The organism is Bacteroides faecis MAJ27 (genome assembly GCF_900106755.1).
In the GTDB taxonomy this organism is placed as follows: Bacteria; Bacteroidota; Bacteroidia; order Bacteroidales; family Bacteroidaceae; genus Bacteroides; species Bacteroides faecis.
Genome location: NZ_FNNN01000001.1, coordinates 357,694 through 380,353 on the forward strand (window position 1 = coordinate 357,694; position 22,660 = coordinate 380,353).

11 protein-coding genes are annotated in these 22,660 nt (G+C 43.1%); 2 read left to right on the forward strand and 9 right to left on the reverse strand.

Translation table 11 applies throughout. The annotated features are described in order from the left end of the window. Positions 1-17: 17 nt before the first annotated feature. The gene (locus BLW31_RS01080; protein WP_029425284.1) at positions 18-1,079 is read left to right on the forward strand and encodes a sensor histidine kinase; all 1,062 of its coding nucleotides are present in this window, start codon (positions 18-20) and stop codon (positions 1,077-1,079) included. Next, complete coding sequence (locus tag BLW31_RS01085) at positions 1,076-1,879, forward strand: LytR/AlgR family response regulator transcription factor (RefSeq protein WP_010536584.1); 804 nt, start codon at positions 1,076-1,078, stop codon at positions 1,877-1,879. Before BLW31_RS01080 ends, BLW31_RS01085 begins: the two co-directional genes overlap by 4 nt. Before the next feature lie 88 nt (positions 1,880-1,967). Here BLW31_RS01085 and BLW31_RS01090 read toward each other — a convergent pair whose 3' ends face one another. The 9 genes from BLW31_RS01090 to BLW31_RS01130 form a co-directional block, all read right to left on the reverse strand. Further along, positions 1,968-4,307 (reverse strand): GH92 family glycosyl hydrolase, encoded by a 2,340-nt coding sequence (locus tag BLW31_RS01090; protein WP_010536583.1) that lies wholly within the window; start codon positions 4,305-4,307, stop codon positions 1,968-1,970. An 11-nt stretch (positions 4,308-4,318) separates the two neighbouring features. Beyond that, the gene (locus BLW31_RS01095) at positions 4,319-5,113 is read right to left on the reverse strand and encodes a basic secretory family protein (RefSeq protein ID WP_010536582.1); all 795 of its coding nucleotides are present in this window, start codon (positions 5,111-5,113) and stop codon (positions 4,319-4,321) included. Between the two features lie 29 nt (positions 5,114-5,142). Continuing rightward, positions 5,143-7,482 (reverse strand): GH92 family glycosyl hydrolase, encoded by a 2,340-nt coding sequence (locus BLW31_RS01100; RefSeq protein WP_010536581.1) that lies wholly within the window; start codon positions 7,480-7,482, stop codon positions 5,143-5,145. A 6-nt stretch (positions 7,483-7,488) separates the two neighbouring features. Next, on the reverse strand, positions 7,489-9,774 hold the full coding sequence (locus BLW31_RS01105; protein ID WP_029425282.1) for a GH92 family glycosyl hydrolase: 2,286 nt from the start codon (positions 9,772-9,774) through the stop codon (positions 7,489-7,491). 283 nt (positions 9,775-10,057) lie between these two features. Then, entirely contained in the window at positions 10,058-11,293 is a 1,236-nt protein-coding gene (locus tag BLW31_RS01110; RefSeq protein WP_010536579.1) for a DUF4302 domain-containing protein, read from the reverse strand. 25 nt (positions 11,294-11,318) lie between these two features. Then, positions 11,319-12,845, reverse strand: a complete 1,527-nt coding sequence (locus tag BLW31_RS01115; RefSeq protein ID WP_029425281.1) for a C2 family cysteine protease — start codon at positions 12,843-12,845, stop codon at positions 11,319-11,321. A gap of 57 nt (positions 12,846-12,902) precedes the next feature. Continuing rightward, entirely contained in the window at positions 12,903-14,867 is a 1,965-nt protein-coding gene (locus BLW31_RS01120; protein WP_010536577.1) for a RagB/SusD family nutrient uptake outer membrane protein, read from the reverse strand. A 24-nt stretch (positions 14,868-14,891) separates the two neighbouring features. Continuing rightward, entirely contained in the window at positions 14,892-18,044 is a 3,153-nt protein-coding gene (locus tag BLW31_RS01125) for a SusC/RagA family TonB-linked outer membrane protein (protein ID WP_010536576.1), read from the reverse strand. Between the two features lie 629 nt (positions 18,045-18,673). Next, complete coding sequence (locus tag BLW31_RS01130; protein WP_022301962.1) at positions 18,674-22,621, reverse strand: helix-turn-helix domain-containing protein; 3,948 nt, start codon at positions 22,619-22,621, stop codon at positions 18,674-18,676. Between the last annotated feature and the right edge of the window lie 39 nt (positions 22,622-22,660).

The following is a 22,660-nucleotide window of genomic DNA, read 5'->3' on the forward strand; positions in this document are numbered from 1 at the left end:
TTAATTATCTTTGCAGCATGATACTGAAAGCAATAAAAAAAGATAAGTACTTCCTTTTCACAGTCATCATTTCTTTAATGGTGGCTGTGCTCATCCATTTCCCGGAGTCAGTATCGCTCTTCGACCGTTTTGAGAGCCATACGCTTTTTCCCGGAATGCAGTTTATGGACGTAGCCAATGAAATCTTTTTCACCTTCCTTTCGCTGCTGATCCTTTTCGCCGTCAACACACGTCTGTTCCACTTCAACCAGGCTACCATCAAAATTACGGGAACTAAAATAGTCCTTTCCTTTGTCCTGACCTGGATTCTCAGCAACCTGCTGGGACAAGTTTTCGTATTCCTTCACAAGTCTTTCGACATACCGGCTATCGATGCAATGGTACATCACTACCTGCATCCTTTGCGCGACTTCATCATAGCTTGCCTCGTCACCAGTAGCTGCTATATCATCTATCTCGTCCGCCGCCAGCAATCCGTGCTTGTCGAAAATGAGCAACTGCAAGCCGAGAATATCCGCAATCAATACGAGGTGCTGAAAAACCAGCTCAACCCACATATGTTATTCAATTCTCTGAATACATTGCGTTCGCTGGTACGAGAGAACCAAGATAAAGCACAGGATTATATTCAGGAACTTTCCCGCGTACTACGCTATACCCTGCAGGATAACGAATCGCAGAGTGTCACCCTCCGGGAAGAACTGGAGTTTGCATCCGCTTACATATTCTTATTGAAAATGCGTTATGAAAACAATCTACAATTCGACATACAGACAGACAAGGCTCTCGAAGAATACCGGGTGCCGCCAATGTCGATACAAATGCTGATAGAGAATGCTGTCAAACATAACGAAATCAGTAATCGCAAACCGCTTACAATCCATATTACGACAAACAAGAAAGAAGAAAAGCTTTCCGTCAGCAATGCCATCCAACCGAAATGGACTGCGACTCCGGGCACAGGCATCGGCTTGGTCAATCTTGCTAAGCGCTATCGACTTCTATTTAAACAAGATATACAAATCACGGAGGATGAGGAATTTACCGTATGTATCCCCCTTATTGATGAAAAGCAATGAAAACAGTCATTATAGAAGATGAAAAGGCTGCTGTACGCAACCTGACTTCGTTACTTTACGAAGTCAAACCGGAGGCAGAGATTGATGCTGTGCTCGACAGCATCGGTTCCACAATCGAATGGTTCGGTTCCCATCCGATGCCCGATCTGGTGTTTATGGACATTCATCTGGCAGACGGGTCTGCCTTCGAAATCTTTGAGCATATAAGTATCACATGCCCTATCATTTTCACTACTGCTTATGACGAATATGCTTTACGTGCCTTTAAGGTGAACAGCATCGACTATCTTTTAAAACCTATCGGAAAGGAAGATATTGAGCACTCCTTCGAAAAGCTGAATAGCCTGAACGCCTCCGGTAGTTCCTCTGTCGGAAAGCAGTCTTCACAAGACATGGAATGGCTGCAACTGATCCATTCACTGAAAAAACAAGAAAACTACAAAACCCATTTTCTTATTCCGCTCAAAGGGGATAAACTGTTACCGGTCTCAGTAGATATGATTCAATTATTCTACATCAAAGATTGCCAGGTAAAGGCTGTCCTGACCGATGGGACGGAACACTACTTTCCACAAACTTTAGACGAACTGGCTGAATGCCTCAACCCGGCTCTTTTCTTTCGTGCCAACCGCCAATATCTGATTTCAAGGGAAGCTATCAAAGATATTGATCTATGGTTCAACAGCCGGTTGTCCATCAATTTACGCTATCCCAGTATTTCTGAAAAGATATTGGTGAGCAAGGCACGGGTGACAGAGTTTAAAGAATGGTTCGCGAGGAAGAAGTGCAATAAGCAGTAACTCCCGTTCTTTGGCAATCCTTGATAAATAACGGTGTGTGCAAAAGATTTGTTATTATTCTATCACCCCTTTTACACACACCAGTCATTTATTGACCAATTACATGAGAATATTTCACAGTCTTTCCCGGTGAAGAAATAGAAGGAGCTACCGCCTCATCCGACACCGCCCGTTTGTAATTAGGCTTGCTGCTCATGACAAAACGGAGTTTTACTCCATCACGAATATCATCATACGTCAGATAAGACTTATCGTACTTCTTGCCATTGACATACAGTTCTTTCACATACAGGTTCTCCGGCGACCAATGATCCGCTGTCATCTCAATATTTTTTCCATTGCTCATCCGGACGGTGATAGCCTCTGCACAAGGCGAACCGATATTATAAATATTACTGGACGGAGCAATCGGATAGAAACCGATACAGTTGAACATATACCATGCCGACATTTGTCCGCAATCGTCATTGCCACTCAAAGCATCCGGTGTGTTTCCATAGAAACGGTCCACGATGGTGCGTATCCATTTCTGGCATTTCCAAGGTTCTTTCAGGTAATTGTAAAGGTAAGCGACATGATGGCAAGGCTCATTTCCATGCCAATAGGCACCGATACGTCCCTGAATATCATGCGCGCCGGGAATATCATCCGGCAGTTCTACCGTGAAAAGCTCATCCAGCCGCTTGCGGAACAGTTCCTTACCGGCTTCATTGATATATCCTTGCACGTCTTGCGGCACATACCAGGTATATTGCATGGTGAACCCTTCTGTAATGTCTCCCCAGCCATGTACCGATCCCGGACCCTGATAGGCAACCGGAGTAAACGGGGTGCGCCAGTCTCCTTTACTGTCGCGTCCGCGCATATATTTCGTTTCGGGATCAATCAATGTCTGATAAGACAAGGCACGGTTGAGGAAATAATGGTAATCGTCTTCTTTGCCTAATTTCCTGGCTGCCTGTGCGATGCAATAATCATCATAAGCATACTCCAGCGTTTTAGAAACGGACTCGGCCTCCTTGTCGAAAGGTACATATCCCATAGCACGATACTCCGGCAGACAGTCGTAGTTCGGATTCATCGCTGTGGTCTTCATCGCTTCGTAGGCACGCTCATAATCGAAGCCTTTCACCTCTTTCACAATCATGTCTGCCAACACCGAAACGGCATGATAGCCAATCATACACCAAGTTTCATTGCCGTAGAAAGACCAGACAGGAAGCATCTTCTCCACACTCTTGTCATAATGAGCCAACATAGAATTCGCAATGTCCGCATTCACCTCTTGCTGAACCAGGTTAAACCAAGGGTGCAGAGCCCGATACGTATCCCAAAGGGAAAACACCGTATAGTTCGTGAAGCCTTCCGCCTTTTCTATGTTCTTGTCCAAGCCACGGAATTGTCCGTCCGAATCCTGAAAGATAAAAGGATGCAGGGCTGCATGATAGGCGGAAGTATAAAACGTTTCCTTTGTCTTTCGGTCAGCAGTCAACGTATATTTTCCGAGTTCCTTTTCCCAGAGTGCTTCCCCTTTCGCCTTCAACTCGTTGAAAGTCAATCCGTCGAGTTCCTTCATATTATTCCGGGCGCCATCTGTGCTGACTGCCGAAACTGCAGTTTTCACAATCACCTCTTCTCCTGCCTTCGTATCAAAAGAGAGACAAGCCATCAGATTCTTTCCCCAGGCTTCGTAAGAGCTGCGGAACCGGGAAGTATTATAAATCACCGGCTTCTTGTCCTGCATAAAGCGCAGTCCGGTCAGTTTCTTTGAGAAAGTAGCTGTCAGGTATACATGGCGTTCCGGTCCCCACCCTTTCACCAGTTTGTAGCCGGTGATAGTCGAATCGTTTATCATACGCAGATTGGACCATTCGCAGGATTGCCACAACGTATGATTCATGTCAATCATGATGAATGCACTGTCCGACTCAGGATAAGTAAAGCGAAACATACCGCTGCGCACACCGGAAGTCATTTCGGCCTTCACTCCATAGTCTGCCAGTTCCACAGCATAATAATTGGGGGAAGCCCACTCTTTATCATGCGAGTAACGCGAACGGTAGCCTTTATCGGGGTCTTCATGCGTACCAGGTTCCAGTTTCATTTCCCCCGTTCCCGGTATAAACAGAAAATCGCCTAAGTCCGGAATCCCCGTTCCGCTCAAATGCGTCAGACTAAATCCCATCAGCGTCAGATGGTTGTATTTGTATCCGGAAGCTGCATCGTAGAAACGGCTGTCCGTATCGGGACTCATCTGGATTCCTCCGAAAGGAATCTGTGCACCGGGATAGACATTTCCGTAACCATCCGTACCGACAAACGGATTCACATAGTCCGTCAGCTTTTCAGTTTGAGCCATGCCCGGCAAGATACTCACCAGACACGACCAAACCAAAAACAATCTTTTTCTTCCTACTTTATTAACCATATCTATTCACATTATACCTGTATATCACCTACGGCAACCTGATATTCATGCCATAATTCGTCTATACTATATTCTTTTCCTAAGATATGCTTGATGGCTCCGTCAAACGACCAGGGAATCACTTCCAGTGTGCTCCGGTTGAATTTACGTAAAAATTCGGGGTCTTTGTTGTCGCGCAGCCAAACAAAGAAATAGCCTGCCGTGCGATAGCCATCCATATAGTTTCCTCCTTTCGGACGTGCATTCGGTCCGTCGAATCCACCGTTAGCCACACGTACGGCATCTGCCATTCCTTCAATAAATGCCCAGAATACGCGGTTGGTTCCGTAAGAGCCGATTCCCTGTGGTTCCAGCTGGTACGCGTGAGTCAGTTCATGCAGCAGTACACCACGTGTTTCAAAGAACAACTTGGCTGTATCGTTTTCAGCAAATGACTTTTCAATGTGACGAGTACTGTAGAAGATCGTAACATCTCCATTACCACCACCTTTGGCAGAAATACCTTCGATGTCTTCGAGTGTATAATGTATCTTGCTCACCGGAGTGATGCTGTCTTCCGGCGAATTGTAAAGAGTGGCCAATACAGTACGGGCCTGCTCCTTGATATAAGACTCCGCATCCGGAATAATCCGGTGATAAATGTCCGAACCTTTCGTTTCCGGAGCTTTATCTTCAAACAAGATCGTTCCTACATTGTAGCTTTTCCATACGTCCGGTTTGGATTCTGCCTGCTTCTTTGCACTTGCCGCACAAGCTCCCATGCCCACTATCAGGCCAATTGCATATACCAAATGTCTCTTTTTCATATTCTTTTCTTGATTATTTATTGATGCTGTTAATTGATTCCGTTCGTTAATGAGTAAGGTTTGTCCTCAGCTGATAATCCCCGACGTTTATTCGGCGATGACGCCATTTTAAATTCCAGTACGCCTCCTTTCAGGATATCCGCGTGTGTGATGTACATTTTATCATAAGATACTCCATTCAGTTTCAGCGACTGCACATAACGTTTCTTGTCGCTGACACCGGGTGCCTTGATCTCTAATGTTTTCCCATTGGGAAGCTTCAATTTGACATAGGGCAGATAAGGTGCACCCAGCACGTACTGATCTGTGCCCGGACAAACCGGATAAAAACCCATGACAGAGAATAGATACCATGCCGACATCTGTCCGCAATCATCATTTCCTCCCAGTCCATTGATGTCATTCTTGTACATCTTGTTCAGAATCTCACGCAGCCAATACTGCGTCTTCCACGGTTGCGAAGTCCATGCGTACAGATAAGGAACATGATGGCTCGGCTCATTGCCATGCACATATCCGCCCACCAGGCATTCTTCCGTAATATCCTCATTATGTTCATAATACTTCTCCGGCAGATGCATGGAGAAGAGTTCGTCCAGCTTCTGCACGAATGTCTTTTCTCCTCCCATCAGATCCATCATACCAAACACATCATGCGGTACGTGGAAGGAGAAGTTCCATGAATTACCTTCGATAAAGCCTTCACCATAAGTTTGCAACACATCGAACTCTTTTTTGAATGTACCATCACTATAGCGGGGACGGGCAAAGCCGATACTTGTATCATAGATATTACGGTAGTTCAGAGCACGCTTCCGATACGTTTCGGCCAGTTCTTTATTACCCGCATTCAATGCCGTCTGATAAATAGTCCAGTCGTCATAGGCATATTCCAGCGTGGAAGAAGCTGCCGTACCGCTCTTGTCCAAGGGGATATAGCCCAGCTTCATATAATCGGCTACTCCTTCGTAATAAGGTACGGTAGAAGTACTGACCATCGCCGCCAACGCCTCGTCAGCATTCGAAAAGACTCCTTTGGTTATCGCATCGGCCAACACCGATACGGCATGGTAACCGCTCATACACCAGTTCTCATTTCCCATCAGACTCCAGACCGGCAACATGCCGTGTACACTCTGCTGCTCATGCTTGATCATAGATTCTACCATATCCGCATTGCGTTCCGGTTTCACCAGATTGAGGAACGGATGTTCCGCACGGTATGTATCCCAAAGCGAGAAAATCGTATAGTTAGTAAATCCTTTGGCCTGATGGATATTGTGATCCAAACCACGATAAGAACCGTCCACATCCATATATACGGACGGATTAATCATGGTATGATAAAGCGAAGTATAGAACATTGCCTTCTGGTCGGGGGTACCTTCTACTTCGAAATGATCTAGCTCATTGTTCCAGTCTGTCCGGGCAGCTTCAGCCAGCTGTTCAAAGCTTTTTCCGGAAACTTCGGCACGGAGATTTTTAACAGCCCCCTCCGTACTGACTGCCGAAAGCGCTACTTTCACAACCAGTTCCGGGTCCTCAGCCGTATCGAAGTTGAAATAGGCAACAATCTTACGTCCGGTGATTTCGGGAAAATTCTTTTCCATGTTGAAGCGACGCCAGAATCCGTTGTACAGTACCTTTTGCTTATCCTTATAACCGTAGTCCTTGATCGGTTGTGACAAGGAAATAGCAAAATAGGTATAATTCGTGCGTGCCCATCCGTTAGTGATACGATATCCTGTCAGTAATGTATCATTTTCCACCCGCAGGTTTGCCCACAATACTTTGCCGTCATAATTATAGATACCATGCACCAAGTCCAGAATCAGATGACCGTCTTTTCCTTTCGGGAACGTATATTTATGTACACCGACCCGCTGCGTGGCAGTCATCTGAGCTTTAATGCCATAGTCGTCCAGCATTACCTCATAATATCCGGGAGTTGCTTTTTCGGTGGCATGACTGAAACGCGAACGGTATCCTTCTTCCGGATGATCCGCCCGTCCGGGGTTCAGCTTCAGATCACCGACAGCAGGCATCAGCAGGATATCTCCCAAGTCCGAATGTCCCGTACCGCTGAGGTGGGTGTGACTGAAACCGACAATGGTCTTGTCCCGATACTGGTAACCGGCACAATACTCATAAGCGTTTTTCTGATATGCACCGTTTATATTATGTGGTATTGTATCTGTGTCCGGACTCAATTGTACCCATCCGAAAGGTGTACAGGCACCGGGAAAAGTATGCCCCATACCATTGGTTCCGATAATCGGATTAACGTAATCTACCGGTTGCTGAGCTACGGCAGACAAGGTTGCCGCCGCCATAGTCATCATCAATACTTTCTTTTTCATCTTATTCATACCTGCTTATTTTTTATCACGAGAGAAGGAATAGGGGAAATCGGATTCGTTAATACCTCTTCCTTTATTCGGTTTATTATCCATATCAAATACCAGACGTCCGCCTTTCAGCAAGTCGAAGTGATTCAGGTAATTCTTTGTATAGTTCTTGCCGTTATAGTTCAGCGAACGGATGTAACGATTGTCATCACTGTTCTTGGGAGCGGAGATTTCCAGTTTCTTGCCGTTCTCCAGTGTGATCGTCGCTTTCTTGAAATAAGGAGCACCCATCACGTACTCATTGCTGCCCGGACATACCGGATAGAAACCCAAAGCGGTAAACACGTACCAAGCAGAAGTCTGTCCGTTGTCTTCATCGCCGCAATAGCCGTCGGGAGTGGCAAAGTAAAGGCGGTTCATCACTTCACGCAGCCAGTACTGGGCTTTCCAGGGTTCGCCTGCATAGTTATACAAGTAAATCATGTGCTGGATAGGCTGGTTGCCGTGCGCATAGTTCCCCATGTTAGCAATCTCCATTTCACGGATTTCATGAATCACGCCTCCATAATAGCTATCATCAAATATCGGTGGAAGGTTGAATACTGAATCGAGCATGCTGACAAACATCTTTCTTCCACCCATCAGATCGGCCAGTCCCTGTACATCATGGAATACAGACCACGTATAGTGCCAGCTGTTTCCTTCGGTAAAGGCATCTCCCCATTTGAACGGGTTGAAAGGAGTCTGGAAAGTTCCATCAGCATTCTTTCCGCGCATCAGTTTAGTCTCCGGATCGAACAGGTTGCGATAGTTCTGGCTTCTTTTCTTATAAACTTCCAGTTCTTCCGCCGGACGGCCTAACTTTTCACCCATACGGTAGATGCACCAGTCATCGTATGCATACTCCAGCGTACGGGCAGCATTCTCGTTAATCTTCACATCGTAAGGTACATAGCCCAGTTTATTATAATATTCGTATCCACGACGTCCTGTTGTAGAAACTCTCGGGTGTACACTGTTGGCTCCCTTGAGCAAACCTTCATACATTTTCTCTGCATCTGCCTTGGTCACGTTCTTCATGAAAGCATCTGCCACTACAGAAGCCGAATTGTTTCCGACCATACAACCACGATGTCCCGGACTTGCCCATTCGGGGAAGAATCCGCTTTCAAGGTATGTATTCAACAGTCCTTCCTGCATCTTCTCGCCCATCGAAGGATATACCAGATTGACGAAGGGGAACAGGCAACGGAATGTATCCCAGAATCCGGTATCGGTAAACATATAGCCCGGACGGATTTCACCGTTATAAGGACTGTAATGTACGGTTTCACCCTTCGCATTCACTTCATGGAACATACGGGGGAATAATACCGAACGATACAGACAAGAATAGAAGGTACGCATCCGGTTCTCATCATCGTCTTCGACTTTGATACGTCCCAGTACGTCATTCCAAACTTTACGTCCGGCTTCCTTGGTCTGTTCGAATGTCTTGTTTCCGATTTCTTTCAGATTCAGTTCCGCCTGTTCGGGGCTGATGAATGAGGAAGCCACTTTGGCATGCACCTGCTCGCCTTTCTTTGTCGAAAAACCGATGGCAGCACCTACATGATTGGATTGCAGTTCAAGATGCGTCTCTACCAGATGGTAGTCCGCCCATACTTTATTAAATGTAAAAGGCTTGTCGAACTCTATCACAAAGTAGTTCTTGAAGTTTTGTGGAACACCGCCACTGTTGCGTGTCGTATAACCTATAATCTTATTTTCCTCAGGAATCACTTTCACATACGAACCCCGGTCGAAGGCATCTATTACCACATAAGCATCGGATGCTTCGGGGAACGTGAAACGGAAGTATGCACAACGCTCTGTCGGGGCAATCTCCGTTGTCATGTTATACTCTGACAGATAAACGCTATAATAATAGGGAGTTGCTTTCTCTGCTTTGTGCGAAAACCAGGAAGCACGGCTGTCCTGATCTATCTTCAGCTGTTTGGTCATCGGCATGATGGAGAACTGTCCGTAGTCATTGATCCAGGGACTGGGCTGATGGGTCTGCTTGAAACCTCTGATTTTGTCAGAAGCATACGTGTAAGCCCAGCCGTCGCCCATTTTTCCGGTCTGCGGCATCCAGAAGTTCATCCCCCAGGGAAGTGCGATGGCAGGATAAGTATTTCCGTTGGAGAGCGAAATTTTGGAGTCGGTTCCCATCAGGGGATTCACGTAATCCACCGGCTGCTTTTGTGCAAAAACAGAAGAGACTCCCAATAGCAGGGTCATTGTGATAGACAGTAGTTTCTGTTTATTCATGATACTAAGAGTTAAACTATTAATATTAGATTAGCGAGTGTTATTATTCACGTTACAAATTAACGCAATAGAAAATTAATAACTATACTCTAACGTGACAAAAAGCACGTCCGGACGAGAATGTCAGAGTAGAGAACTAGGAGTCAAACAGAGCACAAATTAAATTACTAATAATCAAATAATTGCCCATAAAAAAAATACAAATAGAGTACAAACAAAAACAAAAGCAAGAAAGTAATCGAGATTATGTTCTGTTTACTTTCTTGCTTTTTTCAAAGACTGGTTACTTCTTCATTCTAAACCAACGCTCACCTGTAGCACTTAGCACATACACCATATTGTCGTTGTCATCATAACTCCAATAGAAGCCGTCTTCCGAAACACAGAAAGAGAGGAATTTACTGTAATCCTGCTGTACACGGTTATAATCAGCCGGATTATTATTCCATCCGAATAAATCATATGGTTCGCCCAAGCTGATGAATATACGACCAGTAGCATTATCTGCTGTCATAGTAACCGCAAAGCCAATATAAGATCCCATACCACTCCACGGACAAGCAATCAAATTTCTCGGATTACGATCATCAAACTCCACACCAGAGTGGAAGATTCCCTTAAAGTCCGCATGAATCTCATCCTGATCTACTATATGGGTTTTCCAACCATCTGCATACCATGCTGCAATATCAGAGGCTTTCCGAGTATCACATACAACATTAGCATTGTCAGTTTCAATTTCACCATTCAAATAGTTATAATAGAGTTTATTCAAACTTATCCCATCTACCGTCACATTGCTACCCAAAGTCAACACTGCATTTTCATCATTCGTTGTATCAATTATCATCGGATACTCTGTGTGTTTTACCACACCGTTATCTATTGCAGAAATCTTCACTTTCCAATTATTGCTCTCGTCGCAAATAATCAAATAGTGTGCAAGGAAAGAAGAGGATGACCTACGAAATACACCGTTATTCAACTCTCCTTTAAGCAAATCCATGGCCTGTGCTTTATTGTAAGCAATAATAGCCAATCGTTTTCTCTCCTTAGCTTGTTGCAAAGCTGCAGTTGAGACCGGAGTCAAGATCATTTCTTTGCCATGCGTCTGTCCTACAGCTGTAATTTGTGAATCAGAATACCCCGTAATGACAAATGTCGTCTCCGAGTTTTCGTTCAAATATTGTAGCATTCCTCCATTCAGCAAGGTAAGCAACACCGCTTTTTCCCCTTGGAAATCCAGAGAATAATCTGTTCCAACCTCATTCTTCAACAACGTTTCGTCTGAATCCGATGCTACATTTCCTTCTTCATCAAACTGAAAGTAGAACGTTATTCCTTGATAAATCATTTTCCATCCGTCTGCCGCACACAGCAGTTCTTTTACTTCTGAAGGACGCAAGCGGTCTGCACTCATGTCACCTTCATGTTCCCAGTCTTTCCAAGGTTCCGTCATGCCACAGCTATAAAAAACCAGGCAACACAACGACAACATTATATAAATAAGTTTCTTCATGATGTTTTTCTTTTAAGATTTGAAATTAGAAATTAGGTATATATCCTCCCAAGTCCGGTCCCACTCCATAATTCTTGGCTGCTCCCGGCGCACAAATACGTAAGTCGATCATCGGCGGAATCCGTCCGTCATCCTTCACTTTCATCACACCGTCGGTAGTACCTCCCCAAGGATTCCGCATCTTGAAAAGATGAGTATTATCATCCGGCAAGATAAACGTAAACGCATGCCCACTGGTCGTCTGCCAGTTTTGATCTACCTGTTCACCGCTTCTTGTAAAACCACCGATCACCAGTCTACCTTGTTTGAGCGACACTTCCACCGCGCGTTGCAAGTCTTCGGCAATCAATGCATTTGCACCGAAACCTACACTTTCCCCGTCGCCGGTAAAGATAGCAGAAACATATTCAGTACCGATACCACCTACATTAGAACTACCTTGATAGATCTGATTCCACTTAATCATAGCCTTTTCGAGAATCGTAGCCCAAGTGACTTCTTTATTTCTGCCGCCTAAGGCACCTAAATCGCCACTATTACCGATAAAATAGTCGCCGCCTACACCCACTGATATTTGTTTTCCTTTCGGATCATACATAGTAACTGTGTATGTTTTGTCCATATTATCCTTGATAATGTGTTTTACGAAACGGGGATAGAGGTATGCCATCGAAGCAATCACCGCACAAGCACAGCAGTCACCTACCCAACGCTGATTTACATCAGACATCACAGGATTTCCATTTGGATAAATGGATACAACATTGAATGTATTCCATGCCATCTTCGTCCCGCCATCTCCAAATGGTTCAGGTTCTTCAGCAGGGTCGGCAAGCCATTTCAGGTCCGCTGCCGTAGCTTCTCTGTCATTCTCATGCTGTCTGCCCATCGGAGTTATCGCACTAAACGTACTGGAACCTTTACTAGCAATCAAGTCGTTGATATTCTCCGTATATGAACGCATGGCAACCAGTTTCCATTCAGCTATCTGCGTGGCAGCACCACCATTGTTCGCTTCAACAGAAAGTCTATAGTAACGATAGGAAGTTGCATTATCCACTTCATAGCTTTTCTCTTCTTTTCTCGCTGCAAAAAGTTGGTTTGTCTGCGCATCCAGTTCTGTCCACGTAGTATTATCATTAGAACCATAGAGTGTCCAATCTTTCGGGTCCATTTCGGGGGTATCGGCAGCCGAGGTCAACGAATAGGCAGTGACAGCCTTACTACTATTTCCATTCCAAGTGATGTTGAAACTACTATGATAAGTAACATACTTCGTATCAGCATTATCGTCTACCAAACGTCTGATTTCCGAACCGACAGGAGCATCAGCATATTGCGCTATAATTGTACCACTGGAGGGCATATTCGTGTTACCCGAACCAAGTACATAAGAAACCGGAGCATCTTCGTTCGGACCTTCTCCTCCATTATCTCCTTCATCATCGTCGGACGAACATCCTGCCAGACAAAAGGGAATTAGCAGCACCCAAAGAAAAATGATTCTCTTCACTGCATTCACATCGCTACATCTTATTTGAGGTATCTTCATTGTTTTTCTTTTCATTAATTTCTTTCATTCATTCGCAGATCGGACATCCGAAGTATATTACTCCGTTGTCCATCCCAGATTTTGTACCATCTTCGGATTACGACGTACATCTTCGTCAGGAATCGGGAAGAGGTAATGTTTAGGCAAAAATGTACGTGTTTCTACTACTACCTTCTCAAAAAATGCAGGAGCATCCGAACGGAAAGCCATACCATGAATAGGTCCGCCTTCTCCACCTCTATGATATTTAGGATAAATCCAATCATCGCCTACAGCCATATCGGCTACTTTCCAACGACGTACATCAAAGAAGTGATTCCATTCGAACATCAGCTCAACCAAACGTTCACGATGAATACGTTTGTCCACTCCGTCACGTGTATCTTCATAAGGAATGCATGCAAATCCATTATCGTCCGTAGTACCTACCGCACCATATCCAGGAATACCAGCACGGGCGCGTATCTTATTTACATACTTAATCGCTTCATTACGTTGGTCACAAGCGCTCAACGTTTCAGCATATCCCAAGTACATGTCAGCCAAACGAAGCAAAGTTGCACAATGCCTGTTAGCCCCGCTACGTCCTTCTTTTGAAGCCATTTTACGCATACCATAACCTGTGTAAGGGGCATCCCAATTGGCATTAGCATAACCGGAATTACCGTTATAAGTCAATTCTGTGGTTATTTCTCCACGCGGAGTATCTGTCTTCAACCAAGTAGAACCATGGAATGTAATGTTCGTATAAAAACGCGGTTCGCGATTAGCCCATTGTTTCAATGTTTGATTCAAATTGCTCTTGAAATAGGTTCTGGAAGGAACTACTTCGTCAGTATAGTCACTCGACCATCCCAAATATTCATTAGAAGGTACCCCCTCATATTCTTTATAGTTCGTATCGTCAACAATCCGGCGACCGTCTTTCATAAAGTACAAGTCCACCATTTCCTGAGGTACACCAAATCCCAGACCACCTCTCAAAGCACCATTATTATCATCGTACCCCTTGTGATAAGGCGTGGTCTCGTAAGCCCGGTAATCATGGTCTGCCAAGCGAATGAAAATCTGTTCTTTATTCTCTGTGCCGTACAAAACTCCCGATGTCACTTTTCTATAAGATTCATAGAAATCAATCTTTCCATCGGCTGTTTTCTCCGTATATAAAGAGAAAGTGTTACCGTATTCATCAAAGAATTCTTTGTAAGCATCACGAGCAGCCTCCCATTTCGCTTTTTCCTGCGATTTATCTTGCGGGAAGAGTTGCTTGCCACTTTCCGGATTAACGATGGCGGCATAATCGGGATTACAATTGAATAGCGGACTTGCCGCATACAACAACATTTTCGCTTTGAAAGCTTTACATGCAGCTCTGTCTATACGTCCCAAATTGGATCCGTCATATCTATCAGGAAGCTCATTTGCCGCATCATCAAATTCCTTCGCCATAAAATCCACACATTCATCTACCGTATTACGTTCTTTCAGCAGTTCAGCAGTAGAAATATCCAATGGAATCGGTTCTTCCCCCAAAATCACAAATGGACCGTAGGAACGGAAAATCATGAAGTAATAGAAAGCACGCAAAGCTCTGGCTTGCGCTTTCCACTGTTTGCGTTGTGCGGCCGAAGCTTCCAAACAACGGTCTACATTCATGATAAATGTACTGGCACGAGAAATTCCTTTATAATACTCGATGTACCAGAAGTTTATCCATGAGGAACCTGCATAGGTGGCTCCGGAAGCCCATTCGCTACCATTATTTCCGTCCCATGAAAGCTTGCATTCCAACGAACCGGTTGTCCAGATCCCCGACATCGTATTCCTTGCAGAACGTTCTAATGTTTCATCGGGCACATAATTATACACGTTATTCAAAAACTGTTCTGTCTTCGAGCGATTAGTAAACGTATCCTCCAAGTCATATTGTTCACCGGGGATTGCATCGAAGAAATCATTGCACGAACTAAGTCCGACCGCCAAACACAGCGCCAAAGTTCCTATTTTAAATATATTTTTCATATCCTTCTTGCTAACTGATTATTATTAAAAACTTACATTCACACCTACTGAATAAGTACGTACATTAGGATAAGCAGTACCATTATTGGTATTCAACTCCGGATCCCATAATTTGAACTTAGAGAATGTCAATAGGTTGGTGCCCATCACATAAATACGCGCACTCTTCAGGAATGTTTGATTAATCAACTTCTTCGGGAGTTGGTAAGCAATAGTCAACTGTTTCAGACGCAGGAAACTGACATCTTTCTGCCACCATGTGCTGGTTTTCATATTATTTTGATTCGCATTGTTTCCATGATGCAAACGAGGATAGAATACATCCTGATTAGTCGGATTGTCAGCAGACCATCTGTCAGTAATGTTTGCAAACAAGTTCGTAATACCTGAACCATCATTAAAAGGATACATGGCATTGCCTCCCAAACAACGGTCTGCCTTGGCATTTCCGGCAAAGAGCGCACCGACAGAGAAATCACCTAATTGTAAATCTGCACCGAAACCATAATAAATCTTAGGTACGTCACCCTGACCTATCAGACATTTATCATAATCGTCAATTACTCCGTCACCATTTAAATCCTTATATTTGATATCACCCACTTTCGAAATCTGTCCCGGATGCCCTTCACCAAACTGCTTGGCATGGTCCATGATCTCTTCTTCACTAGTGAATAACCCTTCGGCGATCCATCCCCAACGTCCGTTCACGTTCGTTCCTCTTTTTTCCATCCACGGATACTGTACCCGGGGATCATCGTTCTCTATAATTTTATCTTCATTCCATGAGAAGTTACCACGGACAGTCAGGAAACATTTCTTACCGAGTTGCTGTGTATATTCCAATGTAGCTTCAAAACCCTTATTGTCTACCACTCCCAAATTAGCATAAGGCATTTCTACGAATCCAGAATAATCAGGAATAACGCGTCGGGTAATAAAGATGTCTTTACGATGTTCTTTAAAGATATCTAATGTCAGCGAAAGATTGTCTTTGAAAAATTTTAAGTCAACACCTAAGTCTTGCTTGCGGGAAGTAGACCAACCGACATTGGCTCCGTACTTGCTGAACCCCCAACCACCAACACCGTTATTCTGGTCGCCAAAACGATAACCATCTACACTCGCCATCTGGTCTAGGTACATAAAACGCCGTCCTGTTACAGCATCCGTACCAACTAAGCCATCTGTATAACGCACTTTAAAGTAAGAAACAGTTTCTTGTAAAGATTCCCACCAAGCCTCATTAGAGATAGCCCAGCCAAGACCAAATGCAGGGAAGAAACCGAAACGTTTTTCTGGACTGAAGTTCTCGGAACCATTATACCCAAGGTTTGCCTCGAAAAAATAACGGTCGTTCCAGGAATAAGTAGCACGGGCAGCCAAGCCTTGTTGCTTATAGGGCAAAGAACCGATCAGATTGTCAGAACTCAAACGGTAAATCTTCTGGTTATAAAGCAAAAGACCACCTATCCGATGCAAACCGAACGAACGGTCGTAATTTAAAGAAGCTTCAAAGTAAGTACTTCTAGAGTCGGAAGCGCCTTGGTCAAATGCAAGATCTTTATGTCCTGTATAGGTCAGTGCATACCGATAATTGCCATCTGCATCAAATACATCATCATTCCACAATCCGTTTTCGTCTTTAGTTCCGGCAAAATTGTAAGTATCTTCACGTTTGTTATACTTCAGGTCACGACTGTTATGCACGTCGAAAGCCAACATGGCAGAGGCGGTAAGCCCTTTACTCCACTTCCAGAAACCAAGGTCTTGCGTCAAACGAATGTTGGAGTTCAACTGATTTCTTGCTTCATTTTTGTAACCACGACGAGTCAAATCGGCATACGGGTTACGGAGGTCACCATTGGTAGAGATACCTGGTACAGAACCATCAGGCATCATTAACGGCAAATAGACTGGATTAATCTCCATGGCTGACGCAAACAAGTCACTGGTAGATTGCTGCGGATAGTTACCCATAGAAAGGAAACCATTGAAGCCCAAATCAATAGTAGTCGTTTCTGTTGGCTTCAAGTTCAAATTGGCGGTATAATTGTAGCGGTCGTAACGGATGTTAGCATCATAGTTCTCCATTTCAGCGGTACGTGTCAGACCTTTTTCATTATAATAACTCAATGAAACGTAGTAAGTGGCATTAGGTACACCACCACGCACACTTACATTTACACGACGATTATGTCCCCAGTCATTGAATAATTCGTTCATCCAATCAACGTTCGGATACAAATAAGGATTGAACATCAGTGGATTATCATTCGGTAGTAATCCATGGGCTTTCTTCGTAGCCTCAATATATTGAGGAGAATATAACATACTGCCTCTAGTATCCATATACGCTTCATTGGCAGCATCCATATACGTAAAGGCATCCGCCATTTCAGGTTTCTTTGTCAATGTCACAAAACCTTCATAGTAGTCTACTGAGAATTGCGGCTTGCCCACCTTACCCGGTTTGGTTTTAATCAGAATTACACCATTAGCACCGCGTACTCCATATACAGCTGTGGCAGAAGCATCTTTCAGCACCGTAAACGACTCAATGTCTTCAGGGTCGATATTATTGAAACTACGTTCCACACCATCCACCAATACCAGTGGTTTAGAGTTCTGACCCGCCAGTGTAGAAATACCACGGATCCAAAGATCAGAATCATCATGCCCCGGTTCTCCTGAACGTTGCACAGCTACTACACCCGGCAAACGTCCAGCAATAGCAGAAGATAAATTAGCTGTCGGCATCTTTATATCTTCTATTTTCATAGATGACTGCGCACCTACTACCGACACTTTACGTTGATGTCCGTAAGCCACAACTACCACTTCGTCCAGTGACGATACATCTTCTGCAAGAATTACGTCCAGCACTTTCTGTTTGCCTACTTTTACCTCTTGTGATTTATATCCTATATAGGATACGATAAGAATGGGATTGTTACTCGTCAGTTTCAGATTATACTGACCATTGGTGTCTGTTATGGTACCATTCGTAGTACCTTTTTCCTGAACGCTCACTCCAATGAGCAATTCGCCTTTTTCATCAGACACACGCCCTGTTACAGGAGTACCTTGTGCCCACACTACTGTACTAAATGTTAGCAGTAATGCCAATAGCCACAATGTCTTTGTGTGATGTTTTTCCATTTCAAACAAATTCATGTTACTTTGTTTTTTTTAATTAATACTAAGGTTATCAATCGCCTATATATTCTTATAAGCGGAGGCAAATTAAAAACTTTTAATATTAAGAATATTCCGCAGAAGTGACAAAATTATGTCAAAATAAAAATGCTCATTCATAGAACAGAAAGGAGAAATAAAGCACATTATAAACATCTATATATCAACACATAGCATTCATTTGCGCACAAACAGAGCACAAGTTTGCGCACATTGTATCAAGTTATAATAGCCGCCTTTTCGCCACTTTTATTAAAAAGTTTATTCGTAAGCAGTAGTAAATAAAATCTATACAGACATGAATTCAAATATATCTGTCACCCAAACGACCAAAGAACAGAAGGAATGAAGGAATCCCGAATCATTAACCGAAAGACTTTGAAAAACTAATTTCTTATCAGTCCAAATTCATTCGTTCTACTGTAGTTTTCCTTTCGTTCCACTATAGTTGGACGCAAGAAGCACTATAGTTCCTCTTACACCCAACTATAGTGGAACGAATAAATAAGGACCTCGAAAGACTTAATTATCCGGAATTACTGATCTAAGGATTCGGGTAATACATCCATAAAACTCAATTAGTAAAGAATAAGATAGTGGGGATAGCATTATCGGAGTTGCTCCCGATAATCTTTCGGCGTCATTCCGAATCGGCGGGTAAACTCTTTATAAAAATAGGAACGGCTGGAAATACCAACTTCAGCGATAACATCCTGAATAGAAAGTTCTTCATTCTGCAACAATCGTGCAGCCTTCTCCATCCGATAACTCTTTATCAAGTCACTGGGAGCCGCATTGGATATTTCTTTAAACTTGCGATAGAATTGACGCGGACTCATCGCCATGCGGTCGGCAATTAAGGTTGATCCCAATTCTTCCTGGTCAAGATTTTGTTCTATCACTTGTAACAGTTTCCGGATAAAGTCTGCCTGTTCTTCTGTAGTACAAACAATGCGTCCGGCCCAGTCACCAAGCTCTTCCATATAAATCTGCTTTGCCTCCCGAGTACCGTAAATAGCTTTATTGACGGCTTCTTTCAAAAATATAATATCATAAGGAAGTACAATATATGAATCAGCCCACATAATCAATTCACGCTGAATGGACGAACTTACTTTCCAACTTAACATTGGAATAAATGCCGTTTTCGAAAGTTGAGTACGATTCTTATTCACATATTCCAGGAAGTCACTCTCTGCTTTTGCATACATCAACATATCAACTAGTAACAAAGCAGGAGCTGATCTACGTATTTCTTCAAATGCAAGTTGTACACTTTTCACCGGACAAACAACAAATTCATCTGCTAGGAGATCACTTATCAGCCATACCATTTCATCCCTATCCTCCAGCAGAAGAACCGTTTTCTTCCCATGCTCTTCAGTCTCCTTGATGATAGCCGGTTCAAAGGCTAACGTCAATAAATGATCCTTTTCTCTGTCGGCATAGTGGAGCGTGACATGCAGCTGTCTCAAAGCCGCTTGCACAGAAAACAGTAATTGGCGGGTAGTTATCGCCTCTTCTGTTTCCTTAGTATCTCTTCTTCCCTCTTCTTCCGAACCGGAAAGTTGCTTATATAATTCCTTCAGAGTATCATCTACAGTAGAGAACTGCAGCAACATCTGTCCTTCCTCTTCCTTTACATCCACTACAATATCCGACTTATGTTTTACTCCGCCAATATAAAGGTAACACCAATAGAGCATACAGCGTAAAGCATTCTTATAAACAGGATAAACAAAGTGTTCTGGTATAGCAAGTTTTACAGAAGATATATCAACGCCCTGTCCTTCCAACACATGCAAGACTTCTATAGAGAGCTCTTTCATGCACATACAACCAGTAATCGCATATTCCGTAGGGAAAAATGACTTAAGTTCTTCTACAGCCAAAGTTCCTGGACGGAAAAGAGTTGCAATAACCGTCTCGTGTACCTGCTCCATAATTCTGAGACGCTGTTCATAAGGGAGATTTTCCGCACGCAGCTGATCACAAGAGCGATAAATGGACGTAAAGCGATTCAGTAACTCACGATTAAGACTGGCGGACTCCGGTAGAGCTTCATTGCTTTCTGCTGTCAACAGCCGCTGCATCATACGCTTCTGGAGAAAATATTTTCTTAATAAATGAATCAGATAACCGGCTATTAATATGAAAAACAGCAAGTAAATGACATAGGCTACCGTAGAAAGATACCAAGGTGGAAGAATGTACAAAGGGATAGAAAACACCTTATATTCCGTATTAAATACATCTTTCTTATAACGGACCTTTAAAACATAGCTACCCGAAGGTATTTCTAGATACGATGCTTCATTTATACTACTAAACGAGGTCCAGTCTTTATCAAATCCGTCCAGCATATAGGAGTACTCCACATCCCCTCCAGTAAGAAAGTCTGGAACAACAAAAGAAAGGGAAAAAGAAGCCTTCGCTCCTTTAAAACTTAACGCTTTGCCACCATCGGTATAATAATCCCCCAGATTAACCTCCTTACGTCCAATCATTAGCTTACGTAATAATATGTTCGGATAGAATTCCGGAGCTGTCGCCACTTCCTTATCCAAATAAAGCAAACCGTCAATGCCTCCAAAGAAAAGACGTCCGGTATAAGGACATTGATAATAGGCATCATCACTAAACTCGCCCACCTGCACACCGGCGGCATAATAATAAGCATGCGAAGAAGTGTTTTTGGGATTATATTTAATAAGTCCACGATTAGTGCCAAGCCATAAAAAACCATTTGCATCCTCCAATATGCCATGAATCATATCATTAAGCAACCCTTGTTCTCTACCGATATAGGAGGCACTGATTTGTTTCTTATTAAAGGTCAAACACACTAGTCCCGATGTTGTTCCTACATACATCCTACCATCTTTAGCACGATGCAGGCTAAGTACATCATCAACAGATTTATGCAATATTTCTTTCAAAGAAATGACTTTATATTCTTCTGTCTGTTTATCAAATCGAATTAACCCTTTTTCCCGGCTTCCCAACCAAAGAATGGAATCTCCTTCAGCTAACATAGGATAAAACATGGTTATCTCTTTTTGTTCATAAAAGAAATGATAACGCTTTTGCGATTTGAGGTGAATCTCCCCTTGTTTCCTCTCCAATATCAATTTACGAAATCCGACCCCAGCTGTAACCGCATAGAGTACGCTGTCATTCTCTTCATAGATATCATGTATTTCGATAATAGGATCTGCAGACTTATCCTCAACACAATGCAAGGCTTTATCTGCAAAAGAATAGTAAAACAGTCCAGGATTACCCGATCCTACCCAAAAGCCATCCATATAACGGCTTTGTTTTAATGAGTATGCTTGAAACTCTCTATTCCAACGGGTATAAGATGAAGCATCCTGCCTGCCTACTGGAGAGTAAACTGTAGTAGCAGAAGCATCCATACCACCTTCATAGTCATGTACATGTAAAAGTCCATCTCCTTTCGTGCCAAACCATAATCCGCCATATTTATCTGTCATGACAGAACGTACCTGTCGACTTAGATTGGATGATAGTTTGCTAAGCATCAGATTAGTGGCTATCGAGTACTTCTTAGCATACATGACAGCTCCCTGCCCATCAGAAGCTACCCAAAGAATATTCTGATGAGGATCGCGGAAAATATCATATATACGTACATTACGGTCCACCACTTCTTCTTCATATTTTTTCGAGGTGCGTAAACGTACTAAACCATTGGTTTGAAAAGCAATTATAATGTCTTCATAAAAAGGAACAATTCCCACAACTTTCCCATATCGTTGCACCAACGAAGAAAGGTTACGAATATAGATTTTAGATCTTCTGGAAATATCATATACATAAAGATCCCGCTCTGCATCCACAAAACAGAGAATGCCATTCTGATAAAATACATTATCGATAGGTTTTGCATGAAAATCAGAAGATGAAACAGTAGGATGGACAGACAATGTATCCAGGTCGAAGCCATCTAATGAACATTGAATCAGACTACCTGTATTCCGTGGAAAAGTCCATAAGACACCATCATCCGTGACAAAAGCACGGTGATCCATATTCTCGACAGGAGTCTCTATATTTTTGAAATGGACAAACTTTTTATGATAAGTATTATAATAAAAGATTCCTTCATTGCTTACTACCCAAGTATCTCCTTTCGGATTGGAATGCAGATAATAATCATCTGTAAAATCATAATATCCCACTACCTGACGCGAATCTTGCGAGAAACGATTAACTCCCAAATGTGTAGTAATCCACAAACAACTGCTATCTGCCTGCTGAATAGAATGAATGACATTGTTACTCAACGTCTTTTTCATTGAGAAATCAGAACGAAAGACCTCGATACCTTTCCCATCATAACAATTCACGCCATCATAAGTGCCAAACCACATCAACCCTGCTTTATCCTGGTAGAGGCAAAGCACAGCACTATTAGAAAGCCCTTGTTGATAATCGACTTTCCGAAAAAGATAAGCATCTTTACCCGCATCAGCCCAACAGACCAACGAACTAATAAATGTAAAAAGGCATAATATCAGACATCTTCTCATTATATTAATAGCAAGTATTATTGTTCATGTCTTATTAAA

Bases quoted from the DNA above. Each gene is read 5' to 3' on its own strand.
- BLW31_RS01125 (WP_010536576.1), bottom strand. From the start codon at position 18,044: ATGAATTTGTTTGAAATGGAAAAACATCACACAAAGACATTGTGGCTA.
- BLW31_RS01090 (WP_010536583.1), bottom strand. From the start codon at position 4,307: ATGGTTAATAAAGTAGGAAGAAAAAGATTGTTTTTGGTTTGGTCGTGT.
- BLW31_RS01100 (WP_010536581.1), bottom strand. From the start codon at position 7,482: ATGAATAAGATGAAAAAGAAAGTATTGATGATGACTATGGCGGCGGCA.
- BLW31_RS01130 (WP_022301962.1), bottom strand. From the start codon at position 22,621: ATGAGAAGATGTCTGATATTATGCCTTTTTACATTTATTAGTTCGTTG.
- BLW31_RS01080 (WP_029425284.1), top strand. From the start codon at position 18: ATGATACTGAAAGCAATAAAAAAAGATAAGTACTTCCTTTTCACAGTC.
- BLW31_RS01105 (WP_029425282.1), bottom strand. From the start codon at position 9,774: ATGAATAAACAGAAACTACTGTCTATCACAATGACCCTGCTATTGGGA.
- BLW31_RS01095 (WP_010536582.1), bottom strand. From the start codon at position 5,113: ATGAAAAAGAGACATTTGGTATATGCAATTGGCCTGATAGTGGGCATG.
- BLW31_RS01085 (WP_010536584.1), top strand. From the start codon at position 1,076: ATGAAAACAGTCATTATAGAAGATGAAAAGGCTGCTGTACGCAACCTG.
- BLW31_RS01120 (WP_010536577.1), bottom strand. From the start codon at position 14,867: ATGAAAAATATATTTAAAATAGGAACTTTGGCGCTGTGTTTGGCGGTC.
- BLW31_RS01110 (WP_010536579.1), bottom strand. From the start codon at position 11,293: ATGAAGAAACTTATTTATATAATGTTGTCGTTGTGTTGCCTGGTTTTT.
- BLW31_RS01115 (WP_029425281.1), bottom strand. From the start codon at position 12,845: ATGAAGATACCTCAAATAAGATGTAGCGATGTGAATGCAGTGAAGAGA.